Annotated in this window: 24 protein-coding genes; 4 read left to right on the top strand and 20 right to left on the bottom strand. The window is 51.7% G+C overall.

Annotated elements, in window-relative coordinates; all coding sequences use genetic code 11:
- Window positions 1-19: 19 nt before the first annotated feature.
- The 14 genes from atpG to H8L32_RS03415 all read right to left on the bottom strand — a co-directional run bounded on the left by atpG (window position 20) and on the right by H8L32_RS03415 (window position 12,014).
- Window positions 20-889: a F0F1 ATP synthase subunit gamma gene (atpG, locus tag H8L32_RS03480; RefSeq protein ID WP_186945796.1), complete on the bottom strand. Its 870-nt coding sequence runs from the start codon at window positions 887-889 to the stop codon at window positions 20-22.
- A 29-nt stretch (window positions 890-918) separates the two neighbouring features.
- Window positions 919-2,460: a F0F1 ATP synthase subunit alpha gene (gene atpA, locus H8L32_RS03475; protein WP_162044016.1), complete on the bottom strand. Its 1,542-nt coding sequence runs from the start codon at window positions 2,458-2,460 to the stop codon at window positions 919-921.
- 26 nt (window positions 2,461-2,486) lie between these two features.
- A complete protein-coding gene (locus H8L32_RS03470) occupies window positions 2,487-3,020 on the bottom strand; it encodes a F0F1 ATP synthase subunit delta (protein WP_186945795.1) in 534 nt (177 codons plus the stop codon).
- 2 nt (window positions 3,021-3,022) lie between these two features.
- Entirely contained in the window at window positions 3,023-3,493 is a 471-nt protein-coding gene (locus H8L32_RS03465) for a F0F1 ATP synthase subunit B (RefSeq protein ID WP_186945794.1), read from the bottom strand.
- A gap of 65 nt (window positions 3,494-3,558) precedes the next feature.
- Window positions 3,559-3,801: a F0F1 ATP synthase subunit C gene (gene atpE, locus H8L32_RS03460; protein WP_110254369.1), complete on the bottom strand. Its 243-nt coding sequence runs from the start codon at window positions 3,799-3,801 to the stop codon at window positions 3,559-3,561.
- Between the two features lie 85 nt (window positions 3,802-3,886).
- Window positions 3,887-4,717 (bottom strand): F0F1 ATP synthase subunit A, encoded by an 831-nt coding sequence (gene atpB, locus H8L32_RS03455; protein WP_186945793.1) that lies wholly within the window; start codon window positions 4,715-4,717, stop codon window positions 3,887-3,889.
- 2 nt (window positions 4,718-4,719) lie between these two features.
- Window positions 4,720-5,058 (bottom strand): ATP synthase subunit I, encoded by a 339-nt coding sequence (locus tag H8L32_RS03450; RefSeq protein WP_186945792.1) that lies wholly within the window; start codon window positions 5,056-5,058, stop codon window positions 4,720-4,722.
- A gap of 302 nt (window positions 5,059-5,360) precedes the next feature.
- Window positions 5,361-5,918 carry an RBBP9/YdeN family alpha/beta hydrolase gene (locus tag H8L32_RS03445; RefSeq protein WP_329605151.1) on the bottom strand — a complete coding sequence of 186 codons (558 nt, stop codon included), beginning with the start codon at window positions 5,916-5,918 and terminating at the stop codon, window positions 5,361-5,363.
- A 59-nt stretch (window positions 5,919-5,977) separates the two neighbouring features.
- The gene (locus H8L32_RS03440; RefSeq protein ID WP_186945791.1) at window positions 5,978-6,784 is read right to left on the bottom strand and encodes a tyrosine-protein phosphatase; all 807 of its coding nucleotides are present in this window, start codon (window positions 6,782-6,784) and stop codon (window positions 5,978-5,980) included.
- A gap of 2 nt (window positions 6,785-6,786) precedes the next feature.
- Window positions 6,787-7,680, bottom strand: a complete 894-nt coding sequence (locus tag H8L32_RS03435; protein ID WP_186945790.1) for a ParB/RepB/Spo0J family partition protein — start codon at window positions 7,678-7,680, stop codon at window positions 6,787-6,789.
- Window positions 7,681-7,682: 2 nt separating this feature from the next.
- On the bottom strand, window positions 7,683-8,459 hold the full coding sequence (locus H8L32_RS03430) for a ParA family protein (RefSeq protein WP_186945789.1): 777 nt from the start codon (window positions 8,457-8,459) through the stop codon (window positions 7,683-7,685).
- A 17-nt stretch (window positions 8,460-8,476) separates the two neighbouring features.
- Window positions 8,477-9,130 (bottom strand): 16S rRNA (guanine(527)-N(7))-methyltransferase RsmG, encoded by a 654-nt coding sequence (gene rsmG, locus H8L32_RS03425; protein ID WP_186945788.1) that lies wholly within the window; start codon window positions 9,128-9,130, stop codon window positions 8,477-8,479.
- Window positions 9,127-11,070 carry a tRNA uridine-5-carboxymethylaminomethyl(34) synthesis enzyme MnmG gene (gene mnmG / locus H8L32_RS03420; protein ID WP_186945787.1) on the bottom strand — a complete coding sequence of 648 codons (1,944 nt, stop codon included), beginning with the start codon at window positions 11,068-11,070 and terminating at the stop codon, window positions 9,127-9,129. Before mnmG ends, rsmG begins: the two co-directional genes overlap by 4 nt.
- A gap of 185 nt (window positions 11,071-11,255) precedes the next feature.
- Window positions 11,256-12,014: a TSUP family transporter gene (locus H8L32_RS03415; protein WP_186945786.1), complete on the bottom strand. Its 759-nt coding sequence runs from the start codon at window positions 12,012-12,014 to the stop codon at window positions 11,256-11,258.
- A gap of 261 nt (window positions 12,015-12,275) precedes the next feature.
- On the opposite strand from H8L32_RS03415, the gene H8L32_RS03410 reads away from it, so the two are divergent.
- Both H8L32_RS03410 and H8L32_RS03405 read left to right on the top strand, forming a co-directional pair.
- Complete coding sequence (locus H8L32_RS03410) at window positions 12,276-13,151, top strand: alpha/beta hydrolase (protein ID WP_186945785.1); 876 nt, start codon at window positions 12,276-12,278, stop codon at window positions 13,149-13,151.
- Between the two features lie 81 nt (window positions 13,152-13,232).
- Window positions 13,233-14,390 carry an iron-containing alcohol dehydrogenase gene (locus H8L32_RS03405; protein WP_186945784.1) on the top strand — a complete coding sequence of 386 codons (1,158 nt, stop codon included), beginning with the start codon at window positions 13,233-13,235 and terminating at the stop codon, window positions 14,388-14,390.
- Window positions 14,391-14,725: 335 nt separating this feature from the next.
- Here H8L32_RS03405 and H8L32_RS03400 read toward each other — a convergent pair whose 3' ends face one another.
- Both H8L32_RS03400 and H8L32_RS03395 read right to left on the bottom strand, forming a co-directional pair.
- Window positions 14,726-16,114: a YncE family protein gene (locus H8L32_RS03400; protein WP_186945783.1), complete on the bottom strand. Its 1,389-nt coding sequence runs from the start codon at window positions 16,112-16,114 to the stop codon at window positions 14,726-14,728.
- Window positions 16,115-16,153: 39 nt separating this feature from the next.
- Window positions 16,154-16,591: a DUF305 domain-containing protein gene (locus H8L32_RS03395; protein ID WP_186945782.1), complete on the bottom strand. Its 438-nt coding sequence runs from the start codon at window positions 16,589-16,591 to the stop codon at window positions 16,154-16,156.
- Between the two features lie 159 nt (window positions 16,592-16,750).
- Here H8L32_RS03395 and H8L32_RS03390 point away from each other — a divergent pair, with 159 nt between their 5' ends.
- The gene (locus H8L32_RS03390) at window positions 16,751-17,431 is read left to right on the top strand and encodes a heavy metal response regulator transcription factor (RefSeq protein ID WP_186945781.1); all 681 of its coding nucleotides are present in this window, start codon (window positions 16,751-16,753) and stop codon (window positions 17,429-17,431) included.
- Window positions 17,428-18,831 (top strand): heavy metal sensor histidine kinase, encoded by a 1,404-nt coding sequence (locus H8L32_RS03385; RefSeq protein WP_186945780.1) that lies wholly within the window; start codon window positions 17,428-17,430, stop codon window positions 18,829-18,831. Before H8L32_RS03390 ends, H8L32_RS03385 begins: the two co-directional genes overlap by 4 nt.
- Before the next feature lie 28 nt (window positions 18,832-18,859).
- Here H8L32_RS03385 and H8L32_RS03380 read toward each other — a convergent pair whose 3' ends face one another.
- The 4 genes from H8L32_RS03380 to H8L32_RS03365 form a co-directional block, all read right to left on the bottom strand.
- Window positions 18,860-19,528 (bottom strand): O-methyltransferase, encoded by a 669-nt coding sequence (locus H8L32_RS03380; RefSeq protein ID WP_186945779.1) that lies wholly within the window; start codon window positions 19,526-19,528, stop codon window positions 18,860-18,862.
- 169 nt (window positions 19,529-19,697) lie between these two features.
- The gene (locus H8L32_RS03375; RefSeq protein ID WP_186945778.1) at window positions 19,698-20,108 is read right to left on the bottom strand and encodes a hypothetical protein; all 411 of its coding nucleotides are present in this window, start codon (window positions 20,106-20,108) and stop codon (window positions 19,698-19,700) included.
- Between the two features lie 123 nt (window positions 20,109-20,231).
- Complete coding sequence (locus H8L32_RS03370) at window positions 20,232-21,212, bottom strand: branched-chain amino acid ABC transporter permease (RefSeq protein ID WP_186946282.1); 981 nt, start codon at window positions 21,210-21,212, stop codon at window positions 20,232-20,234.
- Window positions 21,213-21,225: 13 nt separating this feature from the next.
- Window positions 21,226-22,110 (bottom strand): branched-chain amino acid ABC transporter permease, encoded by an 885-nt coding sequence (locus tag H8L32_RS03365; RefSeq protein WP_186945777.1) that lies wholly within the window; start codon window positions 22,108-22,110, stop codon window positions 21,226-21,228.
- Between the last annotated feature and the right edge of the window lie 186 nt (window positions 22,111-22,296).

Here is a 22,296-nt window from a genome sequence, read left to right as displayed (position 1 = left end):
CTTAATATTTAAATTCAGTTTAGACCGCTGCCGCGCCGGCGACGATCTCGGAGAGCTCTTTGGTAATGGCGGCTTGACGGGTTTTGTTATAAACCAGTTTCAGTTCGCCAATCACGTTACCTGCGTTATCAGTTGCTGATTTCATCGCCACCATACGGGCCGATTGTTCAGATGCCATGTTTTCCGCTACGGCCTGGAAAATCAGTGCTTCTACATAACGTATCAACAATTCATCAATGACCGTTGCAGCATCTGGCTCATACAGATAATCCCAGGTATGGGCATTTTTATCTGTCGCCAGTTTGTCCGCTGTCAGGGGCAACAACTGCTCCATCACCGGCTCTTGCTTCATGGTGTTGATGAACTTGGTATAACTCAGGTAAACCGCGTCCAGCTTGCCTTCCTGATACGCATCCAGCAAAACTTTGACTGGACCTATCAGTTTGTCGAGGTGAGGAGTGTCGCCCAATTGTGTGACATGGGAAACCACTTGCGCACCTACGCGATTCAGGAAGCCGAGACCTTTATTACCAATTGCGACTGCTTCTATCTTTGAACCCTTGCCCTCGAGTTCACGCATTTTGCTGGTGACCAGACGCAACACGTTAGTGTTGAGACCGCCACACAAACCTTTATCTGTCGTTACAACAATCACGCCAACTTTCTTGGACAGATCTTGTTGCACCATAAAAGGATGCGTGTACTCTGGGTTGGCCTGTGACAAGTTAGCCGTAATCGTACGAATTTTTTCACTGTACGGGCGAGCCGCACGCATCCGGTCTTGCGCTTTACGCATTTTGGATGCAGCGACCATTTCCATCGCCTTCGTGATCTTCTTCGTATTTTCTACGCTTTTGATCTTGCCACGTATCTCTTTGCCTGCAGCCATGAGTATTGACTCCTTCTAGCTACAGTAAATTAATAGGCGCCGGATTTTTTGAAATCAGCAATTGCGGCAGCCATGGCAGCTTCGCCATCTTTGTCCAGTTGCTTGGTTTCTTCGATCTTCTGCAGCAATGCTGCATGGCTCGTTTTCATGAAATTGTGCACGCCTGCTTCGAATGCCAGCACTTGCTTGACCGGTACATCATCCAGGAAGCCTTTGTTCACGGAGAACAATGTAACGGCCATCAGGGAGATAGACAGTGGAGCATATTGAGCTTGCTTCAACAATTCAGTAACGCGGGCACCACGATCGAGCTGCTTGCGTGTTACTTCATCGAGGTCAGAAGCGAACTGGGCAAACGCTGCCAGTTCACGGTACTGTGCCAAGTCATTACGGATACCGCCGGACAAGTTTTTGATGACTTTAGTCTGCGCAGCACCACCAACGCGGGAAACCGAGATACCAGCGTTAATCGCTGGACGGATACCTGCATTGAACAAGGATGTTTCCAGGAAGATCTGACCGTCAGTAATCGAAATTACGTTGGTAGGAACGAAAGCGGAAACGTCACCAGCCTGGGTTTCAATGATAGGCAATGCTGTCAAGGAACCTGTTTTACCTTTAACTTCACCTTTGGTGAAAGCTTCAACGTAGTCTGGATTCACGCGAGCTGCACGTTCCAGCAAACGGCTGTGCAAATAGAATACGTCACCTGGGTAAGCTTCGCGGCCTGGTGGGCGGCGCAGCAACAGGGATACCTGACGGTAAGCAACAGCTTGTTTGGACAGATCATCATAAATGATCAGTGCATCTTGACCGCGGTCACGGAAATATTCACCCATCGCGCAACCGGAGTAGGCGGATACGTATTGCATCGCTGCAGATTCAGCAGCAGTAGCAGCAACAACGATGGTGTATTCCATGGCGCCGTGGGCTTCGAGAGCGCGCACAACGTTTTTAACGGAAGATGCTTTTTGACCAATCGCTACATAGATACATGTAACGTTTTGACCTTTTTGATTGATCACGGCATCGATCGCAACAGCTGTTTTACCAGTTTGACGATCGCCAATGATCAATTCGCGCTGACCACGACCAACCGGAACCATGGAGTCGATAGACTTCAGGCCAGTTTGCATAGGTTCAGAAACGGATTGACGTGCAATAACGCCAGGCGCGATTTTTTCGATCGGCGCGGACAGTTTTGCATTGATAGGACCTTTGCCGTCGATAGGCTGACCCAGCGCGTTAACTACACGACCACGCAGTTCAGGACCGATAGGCACTTCCAGAATACGGCCGGTACATTTAACTGTATCGCCTTCGGAGATGTGCTCGTAGTCACCCAAAATAACGGCGCCAACGGAATCACGTTCCAGGTTCAGTGCCAGACCAAATGTATTGCCTGGGAATTCCAGCATCTCGCCTTGCATCGCGTCAGACAGACCGTGAATGCGGCAGATACCGTCGGTAACGGAGATAACCGTACCTTGATTGCGAATCTCAGCTGTGTCGCCAAGGCCTTGAATCCGGCTCTTGATCAGCTCGCTGATTTCAGATGGGTTGAGTTGCATACTAACTCCTAATATTTATTACGTTCTTACGCGGTCAGGGCGACGTGCATTTTCTGCAGCTTCGCGCGTACCGACGTGTCGAGCACCTGATCACCAACCACGATGCGTACACCACCGATCAAAGAGGAATCCACTTTGACTGTAGGGTGCAACTTGCGGCCAAATTTCTTTTCCAACAGCGCTGAGAGCTCGCTCAACTGAGCTGCCGAGATTTCAAATGCGCTAGTTACTTCAGCATCTGCAGCGCCTTCGAGGGCGTTTTTCAGAGCGTGAAACTGGAAAGCGATTTCCGGCAGCAAAGTCAGGCGGTCATAATCAGCGAGTGTGTTGATGAAGTTTTTCGCTTCAGCAGTCACTGGAGATTTGATCGCAGACAAGAAAATCTCAGCTTTTTGATCAGCCGAGACTTTGGGGTTGTGTGCAAGAGCTTGTACATCGGAATGCGCACCTACCTGTGCCATCTCGGTAACCAGTTCCGACCAGGCGGACAGGTTACCGGTTTGGGCAACACGAAACAGCGCTTCTGCGTAAGGACGAGCGATCGTTGCGATTTCGGCCATGATTACAGCTCGGTTTTCAGTTGGGTCAACAGATCAGCGTGAGCAGATGCATTAACTTCACGTTTCAGAATTTGTTCTGCACCTTTGACTGCCAGCGCAGCAACCTGGTCGCGCAATTCTTCGCGTGCCTTGGTTACTTGATTGTCAGCATCAGCTTTTGCTGTAGCAATAATGCGGGCAGCTTCAGCAGCAGCAGTGTTGCGAGCTTCTTCAACAATCAGAGCAGCGCGTTTTTCTGCGTTGATGATATGTGTTTTGCTCTCTTCACCAGCTTTTGCCAATTCAGCTTGCATTTGCTTTTGGACCAAGACCAGTTCAGCCTTGCCCTTGTCAGCTGCAGCCAAACCGTCTGCAATGCGCTTCATGCGCTCATCGATCGCACCAATAACTGGTGGCCAGATGAATTTTGCAGTAAACAAGGCCAGGATGATAAACACCCCTGCCTGGTACCACATGGATAGATTCAGATTCACTTTAGTTTCCTTATCAAATTAATCGTTCCGCAGGCACTGGGCCTGCGGTAGAAAAAGGAAAGCTATTAGCCTTTGAATGGGTTAGCAGTTGCGAAGAACATGGCGATACCAACACCGATAATGAACGCAGCATCGATCAGACCAGCCAGCAACAACATTTTACCTTGCAGTTTTTCCATCAATTCTGGTTGACGAGCAGACGCTTCCAGATATTTACCACCCATCATAGCGATACCGATACAAGCACCCAAAGCGCCCAAACCGATGATCAAACCACAAGCCAATGCAACGAAAGCGACGTTAGTCATGAGAAAACTCCTAGAAAGTTAAAATTAAAATACCAAAATCAAAAAACTAAAACTAAAACCAAAAACCTGAAACTTCAAAACTTAATTAATGCGCTTCGTGAGCCTGACCCATGTAAACCAGTGTCAGCATCATGAAAATAAACGCTTGCAGAGGTACGATCAGGATGTGGAAGATGGACCAGGCAGAGCCCAGTACCAGATGACCAATACCGCCGAACAGAGAACCAGAGGCACCCAGCAAAGCTGCGATCAACAGGAACAACAATTCACCGGCGAACATGTTACCGAACAACCGCATACCGAGTGAGAAAGTCTTGGCTGCGTATTCAACGACGTTCAACATAAAATTGAACGGGAACATCATTGGACCAAACGGTGCGCTGAACAATTCTTTGATGAAGCCGCCTACGCCTTTGATCTTGAAGCTGTAGTACATCATCAGGCCGAAGATACCGATGGAGATACCCAGAGTACCATTCAAGTCAGCAGTAGGAACCACGCGGTGTGGCATTTCATGGTCCAGACCCAGAACAGGGAACAACCATTGGGAAAACAGGTCAACTGGCAGGAAATCCAGGGAGTTCATCAGCAATACCCAGACAAATACGGACAGGGCCATAGGAGCGATGAAGCTGGTGTTGCCGTGGACTATGCTTTTTGCATTGTTGTCCACCATTTCGATGAGCATTTCAACTGCGCACTGGAAACGACCTGGCACACCGGAAGTGGCCTTGCGTGCTGCCATGTACATAATGATGGAACCCAGCAAGCCGCAAACGACGGACCAGATAACCGTATCAATATTCAGATACGACATATCCCACAATGAGGTTTGCGCATGGTGGCCATGGTTAGTCAGATGCCCAAGGTGATGGGTAATATATTCTGACGGAGTGACTTGTTCAGCTGAGCTCATGATCAGTGCCTAAAGAGTAAAATGAAATAGCTTTTCAGTACAACGATGAAGGCGATCAAAAAGGCCGGCCAGTTGACATCGGGGTACCAGAAGACAACCGCTGCCATCAGCGCGACTGTCGATATAACTTTGAAAAATTCCCCGATAAAAAAACTCATCGGATTTGCTCCTCCGGGCCTCCGGGCGCTCATGGTCAGGCGCAACGCGAACAAGGCATTTGGAATCGCACAGGACAATCCCCCAAACAGGGCGGAGAGGCCGTAAGAAATATTGCCAAAAATTCCAGCCAGCAAGCCCGCGACCAGCGCTGCCACCAGTTGCAGCAGTATGATGCGTGTCATGCTTCCCTCATTTATCCAGGACTTACGCAAAATTTCGCCGGCTTGGTCAAGCCGCAGGTCCGACCTGGCTACCGTCGCCTTTACCTGGCTATGCGGGGGACAATTTTGCGTAAGTCCTAATATTTATTCATGAGACCGTTGAATTTGTCTGGCTTGCCACGATATAACCGGGCAGCGCAAATCCTCGCCGATCAAAACCACGGAATTATACGTGGTAGTGCGTTGTAACGTCAAACGTTTGATGCATAAGGTCATACGTTTGGTGCATTGCATAAAAATGCAACATTTTGGTGCTTATTTTACTATTGTTTCGTTTTTTCCGTTTTTGCAACTAATGCGTTGAGCCAGTCCTGGCCTTGCTTCCAGCTGCCCAGATCAGATTCGCCATTAATATGTCCTGCCGCACCAATAATGTGCATTTCGGCACCCCAGGCCTTTGCCCAATCTTGTGCAACTGACAAATCACACCAGGGGTCATCACTGGATGCCACTACCGCAACAGGGAAAGGAAAAGGTATTAGAGGCATGGGACTAAAACTCGGCGCAGGAAAATCTGCCCGGCCCACATCCGGCGGTGCCACCAGAAATGCTGCCCGAACCTTACTCTTATGCAACAAGCCCGGCATGCCGGAAGCCAGCCACCAGGCCGTCAGTGCACACCCCATGCTATGAGCGACCAGCACCACGTCATCATCGACCGCATCCACTGCCGCTGACAAAGTGGCAACCCATGCATCCTTGACCGGATGATCCCAGTCTTGCTGCTCTACTCTTTTGACATCCGGCAATTCGGCTTCCCAAAGCGTTTGCCAGTGGCCGGGGCCGGAGTTATACAGGCCAGGTAAAATCAGTATCTGCACGCATCACTCCTGTCTTGGTCATCCCAGTTTTTGAAAACTCTCATTCCCGCTTTTGTCCGTCAGGCCAGCAGCCTTTGTTTTAGTTGTTGCAATGTCTCGTTCCCGATGCCACAAGCTTCACGCAAATAGCACTCAACGCTGCCGTGACGTTTCAATATCTCCTGGTATACCGTATCAAGCGATTCTGGATGTGCCATCAAAATTTGCTTAAGCCGCTCTGCCGATACCTGCCCCAGCGTCAAGGTTCTTACCATGCGGATGAAACCCGCCAGACGCAAGGTAAAGTAATCGTTGGTGCGCAGATAATCCTGCATCACAACAGGATATGGAACCCCAACCAATAATTGTATCAAGGCAACGACAAAACCGGTACGGTCCTTACCCGCCGTGCAATGGATCAGAGCAGGCAAATTACGCTCTTGCGCCAGCCTGCAAATGATCTCACGCAGTGGCCCTGCCTGCCCGAAAGCCAGTTGCTCGTAATATGTGCGGCTGAAATCCATAAACTGCTCACCACCAGACTTGCCAAATACGAAACCAAGTATGCGACGACGGCTGCCGTCCTGACTTGTCGTCTGGTGAAGGGGTATATTGACCATGGTCAAGTCTGCCATGTCTGTTTGTGACAGACGTGCCTGTCGCTTGCGCGATTCTTCAGGCGAACGCAGATCACAAATCAGGCGAATACCCAGGGCTTGAAATTTGATCTGGTCCTGCCTGGTCAAACGGGACAGTTCTTCCGAGCGGTACAGGATGCCTGTCCGCAAGCGATGTCCATCCGCAGTATGGCAACCGCCAACATCGCGGAAGTTAGACAGTTTTTCAAATGGATGGACAAGCTCGGTGACATGCGGTACTGCCGGCATGTTTACTGTCCGCGTATTTTCAGGATGATGCCATCCAGGCTATCGAGATCAGCAAAGTCGATCAGCATCTGCCCCCTGCCCTTGCTACCCAGCTTCAGGCTGACCTGGGTCGCCAGCAAATCGGACAACTCTTCTTCCAGGCGGGTGATGTCGCGTGATTTTTCTGCCTTGTCACGCGGCTTGCCGGTGGCACTCATTTCAGCCGTGGTTTTTGCCACCAGCTTTTCTGCTTCTCGCACCGACATGCGTCTGGCAACGATCTGGTTGGCCAGCTGTATCTGGGTGGCGGCATCTGTCACCAGCAGCGAACGGGCATGGCCCATGTCGATGTCGCCAGCCATCAGCATGGTCTGCACCGGCTTTGCCAGGTTTAGCAAACGCAGCAGATTCGACACCGCACTGCGTGAACGGCCCACGGCATTGGCCGCCTGTTCATGGGTAAAAGAAAAATCCGTGATCAGGCGGTGTATGCCCTGCGCTTCTTCCAGCGGATTGAGATCTTCACGCTGGATGTTTTCAATCAGGGCCATGGCGGCGGCGGCCTGGTCATCCACATCCTTGACCAGTACCGGCACTTCTTCCAGACCTGCCATTTGGGAAGCGCGGAAACGGCGCTCACCGGCGATGATTTCGTAACGGGTTACGCCATTGTTCTGCCCTACTGGCCGTACCAGAATGGGTTGCATCAGGCCCTGGGCCTTGATGGACGCAGCCAGCTCGGCCAGCGCGCCTTCGTCCATACGGGTACGCGGCTGGTATTTACCGGCCTGCATGTGGGCTACGTTCAGACTGGTAGGTGCACCGGTCACGGTTGGTACGGCTTCTGCAAAGTCAGCGGCGTTGCCGAGCAGGGCGTCGAGGCCACGGCCCAGGCCTTTTTGTTTTTTGATCGACATACTTATTTATCCAGTTGTTTAATTCTTTCCACCATCTCCGCGCCAAAAGCGATATACGCTTGCGCCCCCTTGGATGCCGGGTCAAACACTACGCCAGGGATACCGTAGGAAGGTGCTTCCGCCAAACGGACATTGCGCGGGATCAGGGTCTTGAACACCTTGTCGCCAAAATGCTGTTCCAGCTGATCAGACACTTGTTGCGACAGCGTCATGCGCGGGTCAAACATCACGCGCAACAGACCAACAATTTTCAGATCCGGGTTCAGGTTGGCAGAGACTTTCTTGATGGTATTGGCCAGATCAGACAAGCCTTCCAGCGCATAGTATTCGCATTGCATGGGGATGATTACGCCATGGGCAGCGCACAGGCCGTTCAGTGTCAGCAAGGACAAAGCCGGTGGGCAATCGATGAGGATGAAGTCATAATCTGCATCCACCTTGGACAGCGCTTCACGCAGGCGCTTGTCGCGGTTGTCCAGGGACACCATTTCGACTTCGGCACCAGCCAGCTCGCGGTTGGCCGGCAAGACATCGAAACGACCGGATTCGGAACGCAGTTTCGCCGTTGTCACGTCCGACATGCCCAGCAACACTTCATAGATGGAAGCAGTCAGTTTTGACTTGTTGATACCCGCGCCCATGGTGGCATTACCCTGAGGATCGAGATCCACCAGCAAGACGCGTTGATTAAGTTGTGCCAGCCCTGCGGCGAGATTGACAGTGGTCGTGGTTTTGCCCACGCCACCTTTTTGATTTGCAACACAAAAGATTTTTGCCATAAAAGATTTCCGTAGGATCAAGCCGGGGCCAGCTGTTTTTTGATAAAGACGAGGTGGCGTTCGGCCTGTAGACCTGGCACCGTGAGGGCTTGCATTTTTTCTACCTGCCAGCCATCTGGCAGACGTTCTATCTCTTGATTCGGGGCGATGCCTTTCATGGCAATGAACTGTCCACCATCGGCAAGCAGATGGCCTGACCAGTTGATGAAATTGCAGAGTTCAGAAAAAGCCCGCGACGTGATGACATCAAATGGCTCTTTTACCTGTAGCGCTTCTACCCTGCCAGTATGCACCGTCACGTTTTTCAAACCCAGCTCGGTCTTGGCCTGGGTCAGAAAAGCCGTCTTTTTACTGACGGTATCGATCATGGAAATCCTGATTTCCGGGTAGGCGATAGCCAGCATCATGCCGGGCAAGCCACCACCTGCACCCACGTCCAGCACATTTTTGGCGTCCTTAAAGGCTGGCGCTGCTGACAGTGAATCCAGCAAATGCTGCCTGACCATGTCTTTGGGATCGCGAATTGATGTTAAATTATAAACTGAATTCCATTTTGATAATAATGACAAATAAGCAATCATTTTAGCTATTTGCTCATCTGAGATATCCAGTTGTAATTCCTGAATGCCGCTTTTAAGCATGTCTGTCAGTGCATGTTCCACGTGAATCATTCCGCCTGGCCCTCGACTAAAACATCCGTATTCACCATAAATTCTTTAAAACCGCGTTTTTTCAGGTGTACCAAAAGCAGGGAAATCGCCGCTGGCGTCACGCCAGAAATACGGCCACACTGACCCAGGCTTTCGGGCTGGTGTTTATTGAGTTTTTGCCTGACTTCGATAGAAAGGCCGTTCACTTCCATATAGTCAAAAGCGACCGGCATTTTCAGGTTTTCATAATGCGCATGGCGTTCGACCTCTTTGGCCTGCCTGTCGATATAACCGGCATATTTAACCTGTATCTCAACCTGTTCGCGCACATGCGGATCGAGCACACCCGGGCCAGCCAGCGCCTGCCCTTCCACACCATGCAGACTCATCAGGCTTTCATAGGTCACTTGCGGGCGACGCAATAAATCAGCCAGGGAATACTCACGCTCCAGAGCCTTGCCAACAACACGCTCGGCTTCAACATCTGTCAGGATGCGCGGGTTGACCCAGGTCGAGCGCAGCCTTTCCATTTCACGTGAAACACTTTCACGTTTTTCTTCAAACTGCTGCCACTGCGCATCGCTGACACAGCCCAGCTTGCGACCTATCTCGGTCAGGCGCATATCGGCATTATCTTCACGCAGACTAAGGCGGAATTCAGCACGGCTGGTGAACATGCGATAGGGTTCCTGCACACCCTTGGTAATCAGGTCATCCACCAGCACGCCCAGATATGCTTCATCACGGCGCGGCACCCAGGCTTCTTTGCCCTGGGTTTTCAGTGCTGCATTCAGGCCAGCCAACATACCCTGTGCCGCCGCCTCTTCGTAACCAGTCGTACCATTGATCTGTCCGGCAAAGAACAGACCCTCGATCTGACGGGTTTCCAGTGAGGATTTCAAACCGCGCGGGTCAAAGTAATCATATTCAATCGCATAACCAGGGCGCAGGATGTAAGCGTTTTCCATACCGCGCATGGAGCGTACCAGGTCCAGCTGCACATCAAAAGGCAGGCTGGTAGAGATACCATTGGGGTAAAACTCATTCGTCGTCAGGCCTTCTGGCTCCAGGAAAATCTGGTGCGATTCCTTGCTGGCGAAACGGTGTATCTTGTCTTCTATCGATGGACAATAGCGTGGCCCTACCCCTTCAATAACCCCGGTGTACATGGGGCTGCGGTCCAGACCAGCACGAATAATATCGTGGGTTTTTTCATTGGTATGGGTAATCCAGCATGGCAATTGCCTTGGATGCATGCTGGTATTGCCCATGTATGAGAACACTGGCACCGGGTCCAGATCACCCGGCTGCTCTTGCATCTGCGAAAAATCGATGCTGCGGCCATCAATACGTGGTGGCGTACCTGTCTTCAACCTCCCCTGCGGCAGTGCCAATTCTTTCAAACGGGCAGACAGGGATATGGCTGGTGGATCACCGGCACGGCCTGCCGAGTAATTATTCAAGCCCACGTGGATCTTCCCATCCAGGAAAGTACCTGCTGTCAGCACGACAGCGCGGGCGCGAAACTTGATACCAACCTGTGTCACTGCACCGACGACACGATTGCCTTCAACCAGCAAATCATCAACAGCCTGCTGGAACAGCCACAGATTAGGCTGATTTTCGAGGCGACTGCGTATGGCTTGCTTGTACAGGATACGGTCCGCCTGGGCGCGAGTAGCGCGCACTGCCGGCCCCTTGGATGAATTCAGGATACGAAACTGTATGCCAGCCTCATCCGTGGCAATCGCCATGGCACCACCCATGGCATCAACCTCTTTGACCAGGTGTCCCTTACCTATTCCACCTATGGATGGATTGCAGGACATCTGACCAAGAGTCTCAATATTATGGGTCAACAATAGAGTAGTCTGCCCCATACGGGCGGCAGCCAGGGCGGCTTCGGTACCGGCGTGACCGCCGCCGACGACGATAACATCGAATTCTTTAGGATAAAACATGATGGATTTCTGAGAAACTTGGATCTGGGAGGCACGATTATAGTTTGTTTTGCGAACAAACTTTAGCCAACTAAAGATTCTCTTTTCATTTAGATCTATGTTTCACGTGAAACACAGGCATCAAGACATAAAAAATGGGGCCGAAGCCCCATTTTTACCCACTGGATTGTTTCACGTGAAACAGTTCATTTGAAGAAGCCGTCATAGGTAGTCTTGCAGATCAAGGCCACAACCACGCCAAGGAACATCTTGCGTACAAATGAGGTACCGTGTTTTATTGCTAAATGACTACCTAAAATAGAGCCACCGACGCCGCATACTGCCATCGTCAAACCCAGCATCCACAGTACGTGACCGCTATATCCAAACCAGATCAGGGCCGCCGTATTGCAGGCAACATTCAATACCTTGGCAACGGCAGAGGCTCGCAGGAAGTCATAGCCAAAGAAGCGCACAAACAAAAACATGAAAAAGCTACCCGTGCCCGGGCCAAAGAAGCCATCGTAGAAACCTATCCCCGCGCCAACCAGCATGGCCATATAAGTCTCTTTGCTGCCAGCAAACACAGGTGTATTGTCTGCACCGAACTCTTTTTTCTTGAAGGTATAGATGGCAACACCCAGCAAGATCAAAGGCAAAGCCTTGCGCAAATAGGTAGGCGGGATATGTGTCACCAGGAAAGCTCCGGCAAAAGAAAACATGAACGCCATCAAGGCAGCCGGAGCAACCATGTTCCAGCGCAGGCTGACTGTCCTCATATAGCGCGCCGCCGCTACCGTCGTCCCCCAGATACCGGCCATTTTATTGGTGCCCAACAGCGTCGCAGGCACGGTTCCTGGCATGAAAGAGAACAAGGCCGGTACCTGTATCAGCCCGCCACCACCAACGATCGAGTCCACAAAACCGGCAAAAAAAGCTGCCAGTGCTAACAGAAAAATATCCATATTGAGTTTTATTTGATTTGTTTTAGAGATTGCGCTATTGCAGCCCGGCAAGACAATACGAGCAAAATGCAGCACAGACCTTTATACAGAAGCCTGCTGTCGTCAACAAGGTACAGCCTATGCCATAACAGTTGTAAAGCCTCGCTGCCTGTTTGACTAGCAGCTACAAATCAGACAACATGCAAATCCGGCTGATGACATCCATCCTCGTCCGCCAGCACCTGTCGATTTACACTGCATTCCCATCCTTAGGAATTAACAATGAAAATTTGCCTGTCGTCCCTCTTTGCCAGCCTGATCTTCCTTAGCAGCACCTGTTCAGCGCAAGCCGAAATTGAAATCCCCCTGTGGCAAAACGGCGCGCCCGGCCTGCAACATGAACATGCCGAAACGGCAGAAGACAGACATGAAACTGGTCGCCTGGACAGATACATCAGCTATGTCAGCAAACCGACTTTGACGATCTACCCTGCTCCTGCCGACAAGGCAACTGGTACCGCCGTACTGGTGGTACCCGGTGGTGGCTTTCGTTATGTCTGCATAGACAAGGAGGGCATAGAAGCCGCGCACTGGCTAAATACCCAAGGCATTACCGCAGCCGTACTGAAATACCGCACGCTGGCACCAGACGGTGACCGCAACTGGAAATCCATCCAGCCGCTGACAGCGGACACCAGCCGCGCCATGCGTGTATTGCGCCAGCACGCCAGTGAATGGAAAATCGACAGCAAGAAGATAGGCCTGCTCGGCTTTTCTGCTGGCGGCGTCATGGCCCTGCAATTATTGATGGACCAGAATGACGGTGATAGCAGTGCCACCGACACTGTAGAGCAGATAAGCAACCGGGCCGACTTCATCGCCCTGGTCTACACCGGTCTGCCTGGCAATAAAATGCCAAAGATGAGCAAGAACACACCTCCCGTATTTATCGTCCACGCCTCCGATGACCCCAAGGCAGTACCAGTGGTTGCCGCCAAAATCTATCAGCAATTGCTGGAAGCCGGTGCTCCGGCTGAACTGCATGCCTTCCGTCGCGGCGACCATGGCTTTGGCATGACACCTGCCAGCGGCAGCGTACGCAACTGGACCAGCCTGTACGCCGACTGGATGCGCGACTTGAAATTGCTGGATAAATAGAAAATGCCGGCTTGTGCTAAGGTAGATATCCCAACAACGAGCTAAGAACGTGCTTACGATCTTAATGAAAATGAGATAAAAATGAACGACTTTGAATTCAGAACCGTCCCCAGCCTGATCAGCCAAACCGGTGCAGCAGCGCGCCTGGGCAAAATCATACGCCAGGAATTTCCAGCGATTAGCCACGTACTGCTGGTGACCGATGCCGGGTTCCTGCGTACCGGCCTGGTCCAGCCTGTCATCGATAGCCTGGAAACGGAACAACTCAAAGTCAGCATTTTCTCCGACGTGATTGCCGATCCGCCAGAAGCAGTCGTCTTGCAAGCCGTAGACAATGCCCGTGACTTGCAGGTCGAACTGGTCGTCGGCTTGGGTGGCGGCAGTTCCATGGACGTGGCCAAACTCATTGCCATCCTGGCCGGCAGCGACCAGAGTCTGTCCACCATGTATGGCATAGGCAATGTCAAAGGCAAACGCCTGCCACTGATACAAATCCCGACCACGGCTGGTACCGGTTCTGAAGTCACGCCCATCTCCATCGTCACCACCGGTGCCACCACCAAAATGGGCGTAGTCGCACCACAACTGTATGCTGACATCGCCATCCTCGATGCGCAACTGACTACCGGCTTGCCGCCCAAGGTCACTGCTGCCACCGGCATCGATGCCATGGTGCATGCGATAGAAGCCTATACGACCAAGCATAAAAAGAATCCGCTGTCGGACATGCTGGCAGTGCAGGCTTTGAAATTGCTGTGGAACAACATCGACGAAGCCTGTACCAACGGCAGCAACCTGGCAGCACGCCAGGCCATGTTGCTTGGTGCCATGCTGGCCGGGCAATCCTTTGCCAATGCCCCCTGCGCAGCAGTGCATGCACTGGCCTATCCGGTAGGCGGCATCTTCCATGTCCCACATGGTTTATCCAATTCCCTGGTCTTGCCGCACGTGCTGCGCTTCAATGCCAGCCATGCAGCAGAACTGTATGCAGAACTGGCAGACATCATCGCACCAGAAGCCACAGGCACAGCAGAACAACGTTGCCACGCCATGATCAAGGCCATGGAAGACCTGGCAGTAAGAGTAGGCATAGAAACCCGCCTGAGCCAGGTAGGCATCACTGAGAAAGACCTGGACCAACTCGCCAGTGACGCCATGCTGCAAACGCGTCTGCTGGGGAATAATCCACGTGAAGTGACGAAGGAAGATGCGCGGGCAATTTACGCGGCGGCTTTGTAAGTCAACATAATTGAAAATGCCATATGCTACGTATAGCGGACCAGAATAATTTGCTTAAAACAGAATGACTTTTAAATCCCCTCCCTTTCAAGGGGAGGGATAGGGTGGGGATGGGTTTCGGTCAATTAACGATAAATGACTTTACGCGGGAAACCCATCCCCATCCCAACCTTCCCTTTGAAGGGGAAGGCGCTTCCGGTTACAACAAAGATTGCCATGTAAATGACCGACGCATAATCGCTCCAGTCATTCCGCCCAAAATTGAAAAAGAAAGTCTGCCCCAAAAACTGGGATCAGTATTTATCTGCCGACGATTTCACAACGATTTCAATTTCTCAATCAACCAACACCGCATTGGCCTTGTCAGCAGGCGCACTGCCTTCCATGACGACAATGTGATTGATGGTGCCAGCATTTTTACCATCGGAAGCAGCCAACTCCCTGACCGGCCCTATCATCGTGCCATTGACTGCCCCCTTCGCATCTGTCCTGAACACACCACTGACACTGCTTTGCCCATTCACGTACACGCTATAAGTCGTGGCCGGTTTCAACTTGAACAGCGATACCTCGAGCGCATCCACCACACCCAGATTGCGCAAGACCACAAAACCACGGGCATCGCCCTTGACTGACTGCAAGCGGATATTGCCGGGTTCGCCATTTCCACGCGGCAGCAGATTGGCACTGCCATCGCCGCTTTCCACCACATGCGACAAATACACCAGTGCCTGCGGTGCCTGGCCACCGCCCATATGGGCAATGACTTTATTGCTTGCGGCATCGATGACTTCTACACCGTCTCCATTTTCCAGGCCGACATACACCCGGCTGCTGTCATCAGAAGCCCAGATGCCATGTGGCAAGGCACCGGTAGGAATCGTCGTCAGCAGTTCCGCATTCTTGTCAGTCGTATAGACCTTGACCACATTCTCGCCGCCTATACTCACATAGGCCAGCACCTTGCCGCCAACTTTAGCAAAGGCAATATGGTTGGTAATAAAGCCGGTATCAAACACGTTAAAGACTTCCAGGGTTTTGGTATCGATACGCGTGACCTTGCCGACATCCTTATGCGTCATCCATACTTCACGGCCATCTGGCGTGAATTGCAGGAAAGGTGAAAACGGACTGACGACAGGAATCTTCCTGATCACTTCATGCGACTTGACATCCACCACATCGACAGCCGCAGTAAAGCTGGAGATCACAAAGGCCAGTTTGCCATCAGGATGAAACTGCACCATGCCCGGACCCAGACCGGTCTGGATGCGGCGGGTTTCCTTGAAACTGACGGGGTCAATCACAGACACGTAATCTTCACCGCGCACGACCACCCAGACCTCTTTGCCATCGGCGCTGAAGAAACCTTCATGTGGTGAACGCCCCACATAAGTCGTGCCTTTGACCTTGTTGGTGGCGGTGTCGATAAAGCTCACCGCATTCGAGCCATTGGAAATCACCAGCAAGGTTTTATGATCCGGAGAAAAACCAAGGCCATGCACATTGATCTGCCCCTTGTACAAAGGAGACAGCACATCTGGACGCGCATTGCCCAGGCGAATCTGCCCTACCAGCATATTCGTGGCGGGATTGAACACTGACACCGTATTGCTGTTCTGGTCTGCGGTGTACACCCTGTCTTGCGCCGGCGGCAAGGCATGCGCCGATGACAATAGCAAGCCCATCGCAGAGGCAAGCAATAAATAGCGAGTATTTTTCATGAGATTCATTTCTAAATAAGGAAAACAGGAAGGGGAAACTTATTTGCTCTCTGGCGCATCAGCGTGATGCTTCAACCACGCTTGCATCAGGCGAATTTCGTTTTGCTGTTCCGTGATAATGCCCAGCGCCAGATTGCGGATTTCCGGGTCCCTGGTGTACAACAGCATGCCCTTCGCCATATCCACCGCGCCCTGATGATGTGGGATCATCATGGTGATGAAATCATGTTCCGGTACACCATTCATATAGGCGCGCTGCATACCGTCATCCATGACAGCCATGGCATCTTCCATGAGCCTGGCGAAAGGCTTGGCGGTGCTGGCGACAAACACGGGCGGTGGGCCTGAAGTTGTGGCAGAGCCGTGATGATGATGTGCTTCCTGAGCGCTGGCAGCAGCAACAAAAAGGCCAAGACAACATACAGCAGGAAGTTGCCACTTGAAGCTGGATACGCGTCTGGAAATTAAGTCCGGCATGAGAAACCCTTTCAGAGATTGAAAACTGACTCGCATCTTAAAAGGCAGATGCTGAAATTCTCATGTCTTTTGGATGACAAATTTGTCATCCTGTAAAGCAGGGCGAAGATGTAAAATCGATTTCAGGACAGGTGTACAGCAGCAACAACAGGAATGCAAATGACCCTTCTCGTCATTGAAGATGATCAAAAAACCGGTGAGTACCTGAAGAAAGGTTTTCAGGAATCCGGCTATACCGTGGATCTGGCCCGCAACGGTATCGACGGATTGCACCTGGCACTGGAAGGCGAGCATGAACTGATTATTCTGGACGTGATGATGCCTGGTATGGATGGCTGGACATTGATCAGTGCGCTACGGGCGAAGCGCGATGTGCCAGTGATTTTCCTGACCGCCAAAGACAGGCTCGAAGACAAGATCAAAGGCCTGCAACTGGGCGCGGATGATTATCTGGTCAAGCCATTTTCATTTGCCGAACTGCTGTTGCGTGTACGCACCATACTGCGGCGCGGCGTAGCAAAGGATGCCCGTGATGCCGACATCTTCCAGATCGGCGATCTGCAATTTGACGCCATCAAACACAAGGTCACGCGGCAAGGTGTGCAGATCGTGCTGACCAAAAAAGAATTCATGCTGCTGCATTTGCTCATCAAGCGGCAGGGTGAAGCCCTGTCCCGTTCCGTCATTGCATCCCAGGTATGGGACATGAATTTTGACAGCGATACCAATGTCGTCGACGTGGCCGTCAAACGTCTGCGCGCAAAATTAGATGCCCCCTTTGAACAAAAACTCATACACACCGTGCGCAGCGTAGGTTATATGTTTTCGGACCAGCCATGAAGTTCTGGAACAACTGGGAACTGCGCTACCGCGTCGCCGCGCTGTTTGGACTGGTGGCCTGTCTGGTCATGGCCGGACTGGGTTTCTACCTGTATGCCTCAGTCAGACAAGCCATGGAAATGCGCGCCGACTACACTCTCATCGGCAGGGTGGAACACTTCCGCAATCTCTTCCATGATCTGTACGACATCAAACAGATGGAAGAACGCCCGGGCTTGTTCGAAAGCATGCTCGGCAATGAACAGGACGTGCGCATTTTCAAGCGTGTTGGTGACGCACCGTTTATACAGGTGAACCCTGGCAAGCTGACCCCGCCAGCCATGTCTGCGGTACCGGTAGGAACAGCCATAGGCATAGACGCGCTGCGTACCGGGCAAGCCGACGATGGCGTGCGCGTACGCTGGGTGTCTGCGCTGGCCAGGCTGGGTACCAACAAGGACACGATAGAGATCACGGCAGCCTATGTCATGACGCAGGAATCCAGGGTTCTGTCCACCTATCTGTACCGCGTCATGGCCGCAATCGCCCTGACCGCCCTGCTGACCACGGCACTGGCTTTTATCATCTTGCAGCGTGGATTGCGGCCAATCAAACTCATGTATGACAAAGCAGCAGAAATAACACCGGCCAAATTGTCGGCGCGTTTTGGTATGCAAGACGCCCCACCGGAACTGCGTTCACTGACTGAGGCATTTGACGCCATGCTGGACAGGCTGGAAAAAGGCTACCAGCATCTGAACCAGTTTTCTGCTGATCTCGCCCACGAAGTACGTACCCCCGTCAACATCATGATGGGCCAGTCACAAGTCGCGCTGCGCCAGGCCAGGAGCGCTGCGGAATATGAGCAGGTGCTTGAATCCAATGTAGAAGAATTGTCGCGCCTGGCACGCATCATAGAAAACATCCTGTTTCTGGCCAATGCCGATCAGGAAGCCGTCGTCGCAGACAGGGTAGAAATTGATCTGATCACTGAGCTGGAAAAGATCGCCGAATATTTCGAACCACTGGCAGAAGAAAGACAGATGCGTTTTGTAGTCACGGCGACTGGCAACATATTTGCCAATCTCATCATGTGGCGTCGCGCTGTCAACAACCTGGTATTGAATGCCATACGCTACGGCAAATCCGGTACGACAATTCAACTGATCAGCGAGCAAAATGAAGAGGCTGGCACACTCTCTGTCATCAATCAATGCGAGGCATCAATGCCTGTGGATACCGATCGCATGTTCGACCGTTTTTATCGCGGTGACGCCTCGCGCAGCGCGTACACAGAATCGAATGGTCTGGGTTTATCCATCGTCCGCGCCATCATGCATCTGCATCATGGCACGGCCAGTGTGACTTATCTTGCGCGGGAAAATAGCATCTGTTTCAAGCTGGAGTTTCCGGGAAAATAATTAAACATCCATAAGCTGTGATTCCAGTTCAGGCCGTAACAATCGCCATGGAAAAACCATCAAAGCCTTTGCTGCCTACGGTCTGTATGGCGGTTGCCGACAAACGCGGGTTGGCGGCCATCAGTTCAAAGAAGCGGCGCACGCCCTGCACATTCGCATCCTGATTTTCCGCATCAGCCACCGCGCCATTGCGCACCACGTTGTCACCGATGATGACGGTGCCGGGGCGTGACAGTTTCAGCGACCATTCCAGGTAATGCGGGTTATTCGGTTTGTCGGCATCGATAAAAATAAAATCGAAAGGGCCAAGCCCTTCCTGCTCCAGCAAAGGCAGAGTATCAAGCGCCTTGCCGATACGGATATCGACCAGATGCGACACCCCCGCCCTGGCAATATTTGCCGCAGCAATTGCGGCTGCCTGCGGATTCGCTTCCAGCGTGATGACACGTCCGCCTTCAGGCAGGGCACGCGCCAGCCAGATGGTACTGTAGCCGCCCAGGGTGCCAAATTCGAGGATCTTGCGTGCTCCCTGCATCTTTACCAGCAGGTGCAAGAACTTGCCCTGATTGGGTGCCACATGATGTTGCGGCAAACCGGCAGCATCACTGTCCAGCAGCGCCTGCGTCAGCGTAGTGTCGGTGGGGATCAGGGAGTCACAGAAATAATTGTCAACAGCAGACCAGGTGGCTTGGTTCATAGTCGATACATGTGAGTGATGGGAAACATATTCTGGCATAAATCAGCGGCGTCGGAAAAAAGCCCCAATAAAACGGAGTGCGTTCAGCACAAACCTGTATAACGAATGCGGGTAAAACAAGCAGGACAAAAATTTCTCTTACCTCAGAAAACAAGTAATCGATTTATTGTTATCGCTTTTTATGAAAACCAGCAGCTTGTGCAAGCATCTTCAGCAATTCATTGGTGCTTTCGCATTTTGCAAGTTCGATGGATAAAGAGTCGCCATATGTCAAATACTGCGCGGCCTGTTTGATCAATATAAAATCCATGCCACGTAAACTTTCTGCGGCCCCCAAAGATACTTGTTTGTCTGCCCTGCAAAACATATTAATCAACAAGTTTGCTTCGCGCTCTACAGCACCATCTCCCAGGATATACGCAAGTCTCTCTTGCCATTCTATGCTTTGCGAATTCCAGAGAACTGAGAGTTCTTGCCATTCACATTCATCAAAATTCTGCAAAGTATGTATAGAAAATTGGAAGCCTTCGTCGTACCAGTAGTCAACGCTAAGCTCGTCTATGAAATCTGGGTCTATCATGAGAAAAGAGCATCAATCAAAAATAATATCTGTGTGCACATTCTTGCATAAATAAATCCCTGAGCAAGAAAACAAAAGCCCCGCAATTTGCATTGCGGGGCTTACATTGAAAAGTTTCCAGAATCAACTTGTCTTGGTCTTGGCAGTCCGTCCGACAAAAGCGATCAGTTCCCCCACAATACCGCGCCGGAAAGCCAGTACGCAGACGATGAAAATCAGGCCGGTGACGATGGTGACAGAATCACCGATACTGCGGAACCATTCCACCGTCGTCACATCTGCCAGCAGGTTGCCCAGTTCGCCCAGCTTGTTTTCCAGGGCGATGATGATGACGGCACCAACGATAGGGCCCACCAGCGTGCCCAGACCGCCCACCAGGGTCATCAGGACCACCAGGCCTGACATGGACCAGTGTGCATCCGTCAGCGTCTCTGAGCTGAATATCAGCGTTTTGGTAGCACCTGCCAGACCGGCCAGTGCGGCAGACAGGACAAAGGCCAGCAATTTGTATTTATCAACGTCATAACCGAGCGAGATGGCACGTGGTTCATTTTCCTTCACCGCCTTCAATACCTGGCCAAACGGTGACTGCACCGTGCGCATGATGATGACGAAACCGCCAACGGCTATGGCCAGCACCAGGTAATACAGATTCAGGTCCACGCTCAGATCAATCATGCCCAGCAGCTTGCCACGCGGTATGCCTTGCAAGCCATCTTCACCGCCGGTAAACTTGGCCTGTAAAAACACAAAATACAGCATCTGCGCCAGCGCCAGCGTAATCATGGTGAAGTAAATACCCTGGCGCCGTATAGCCAGCATGCCCATCAACAAACCGATCAGCGCCGCTGCCCCTACTCCCAGCAGGATGCCCAATTCGGTCGGCAAACCAGCGTCACGCAATGCCCAGCCGGTAATGTAACCGGCACCACCGAAAAACGCTGCATGACCAAACGACAGCAAACCGGTAAAACCGATCAGCAAATTGAAGGCACAGGCAAACAGGGCAAAGCACAATAACTTCATCAGGAACACGGGATACACCACAAACGGTGCGGCCAGCAACAACGCAAACGCGATACCGTAACCGATCTTTTTATTCATCATGGGTGCTCCCTTATTTTTCTTTACCGAACAGGCCGGCAGGGCGGATCATGAGCACGATAGTCATGACGATAAATACCACGGTGGCCGACAGTTCGGGATAAAACACCCGTGTCAGTCCTTCGATAATGCCCAGGCCAAGACCGGTCAGTATCGAACCCAGTATCGAACCCATGCCGCCGATCACCACCACCGCAAAGACGGTAATAATGAGGTTGGAACCCATCAGCGGCGACACCTGTATCACCGGTGCTGCCAGCACGCCGGCAAAGGCCGCCAGTGCCACGCCGAAACCGTAGGTCAGGGTGACCATCAGCGGCACGTTGACACCAAAGGCTTCCACCAGTTTTGGATTTTCAGTACCGGCACGCAGGTAGGCGCCAAGCTTGGTTTTTTCGATGACAAACCAGGTCGCAAAGCACACCACCAGCGAAGCCACCACTACCCAGGCACGGTAATTCGGCAAGATCATGAAACCCAGATTGGTCGCCCCTGTCAGTGCTTCAGGCACGGAATACTGCTGACCTGATACGCCATACACCGAGCGGAACAAACCTTCCAGCAACAGGGTGATACCGAAAGTCAGTAACAAGCCATACAGGTGATCAAGCTTGTACAGCCAACGCAGCATGGTTTTTTCTATGACGATGCCTAACAGCCCAACCAGCAAAGGTGCAGCAATCAGCATCACCCAGTAATTGATGCCAAAATAATTCATGCCCATCCACGCAAGGAAGGCCCCCATCATGTATAGCGCACCATGGGCAAAGTTAATCACATTCAGCAAGCCGAAAATCACGGCCAGCCCAAGAGACAGCATCGCGTAAAACGAGCCGTTGACCAAGCCCAGCAACAGCTGGCTTAGCATCGCCTGTAGCGGAATACCAAATATTTCCATGGCACTCTAAATAAAATGACCCGTATTTTGGATATATGCGGGCGGATGGAAAGAAGGCGAAGACCTCTCAACACAGAGACACGGAGTCACAGAGAAAAGCAAAGAGAAAACCAAATTCTCTTTAACCGTATTCTCATCAAATCCTCTGTGTCTCTCGATAAGACAATCTCTACTTTTTACAAAGTT

This window comes from Undibacterium hunanense (assembly GCF_014284335.1).
Taxonomy (GTDB): Bacteria; Pseudomonadota; Gammaproteobacteria; order Burkholderiales; family Burkholderiaceae_D; genus Undibacterium; species Undibacterium hunanense.
This window is presented reverse-complemented; position numbering and strand designations above follow the sequence as displayed.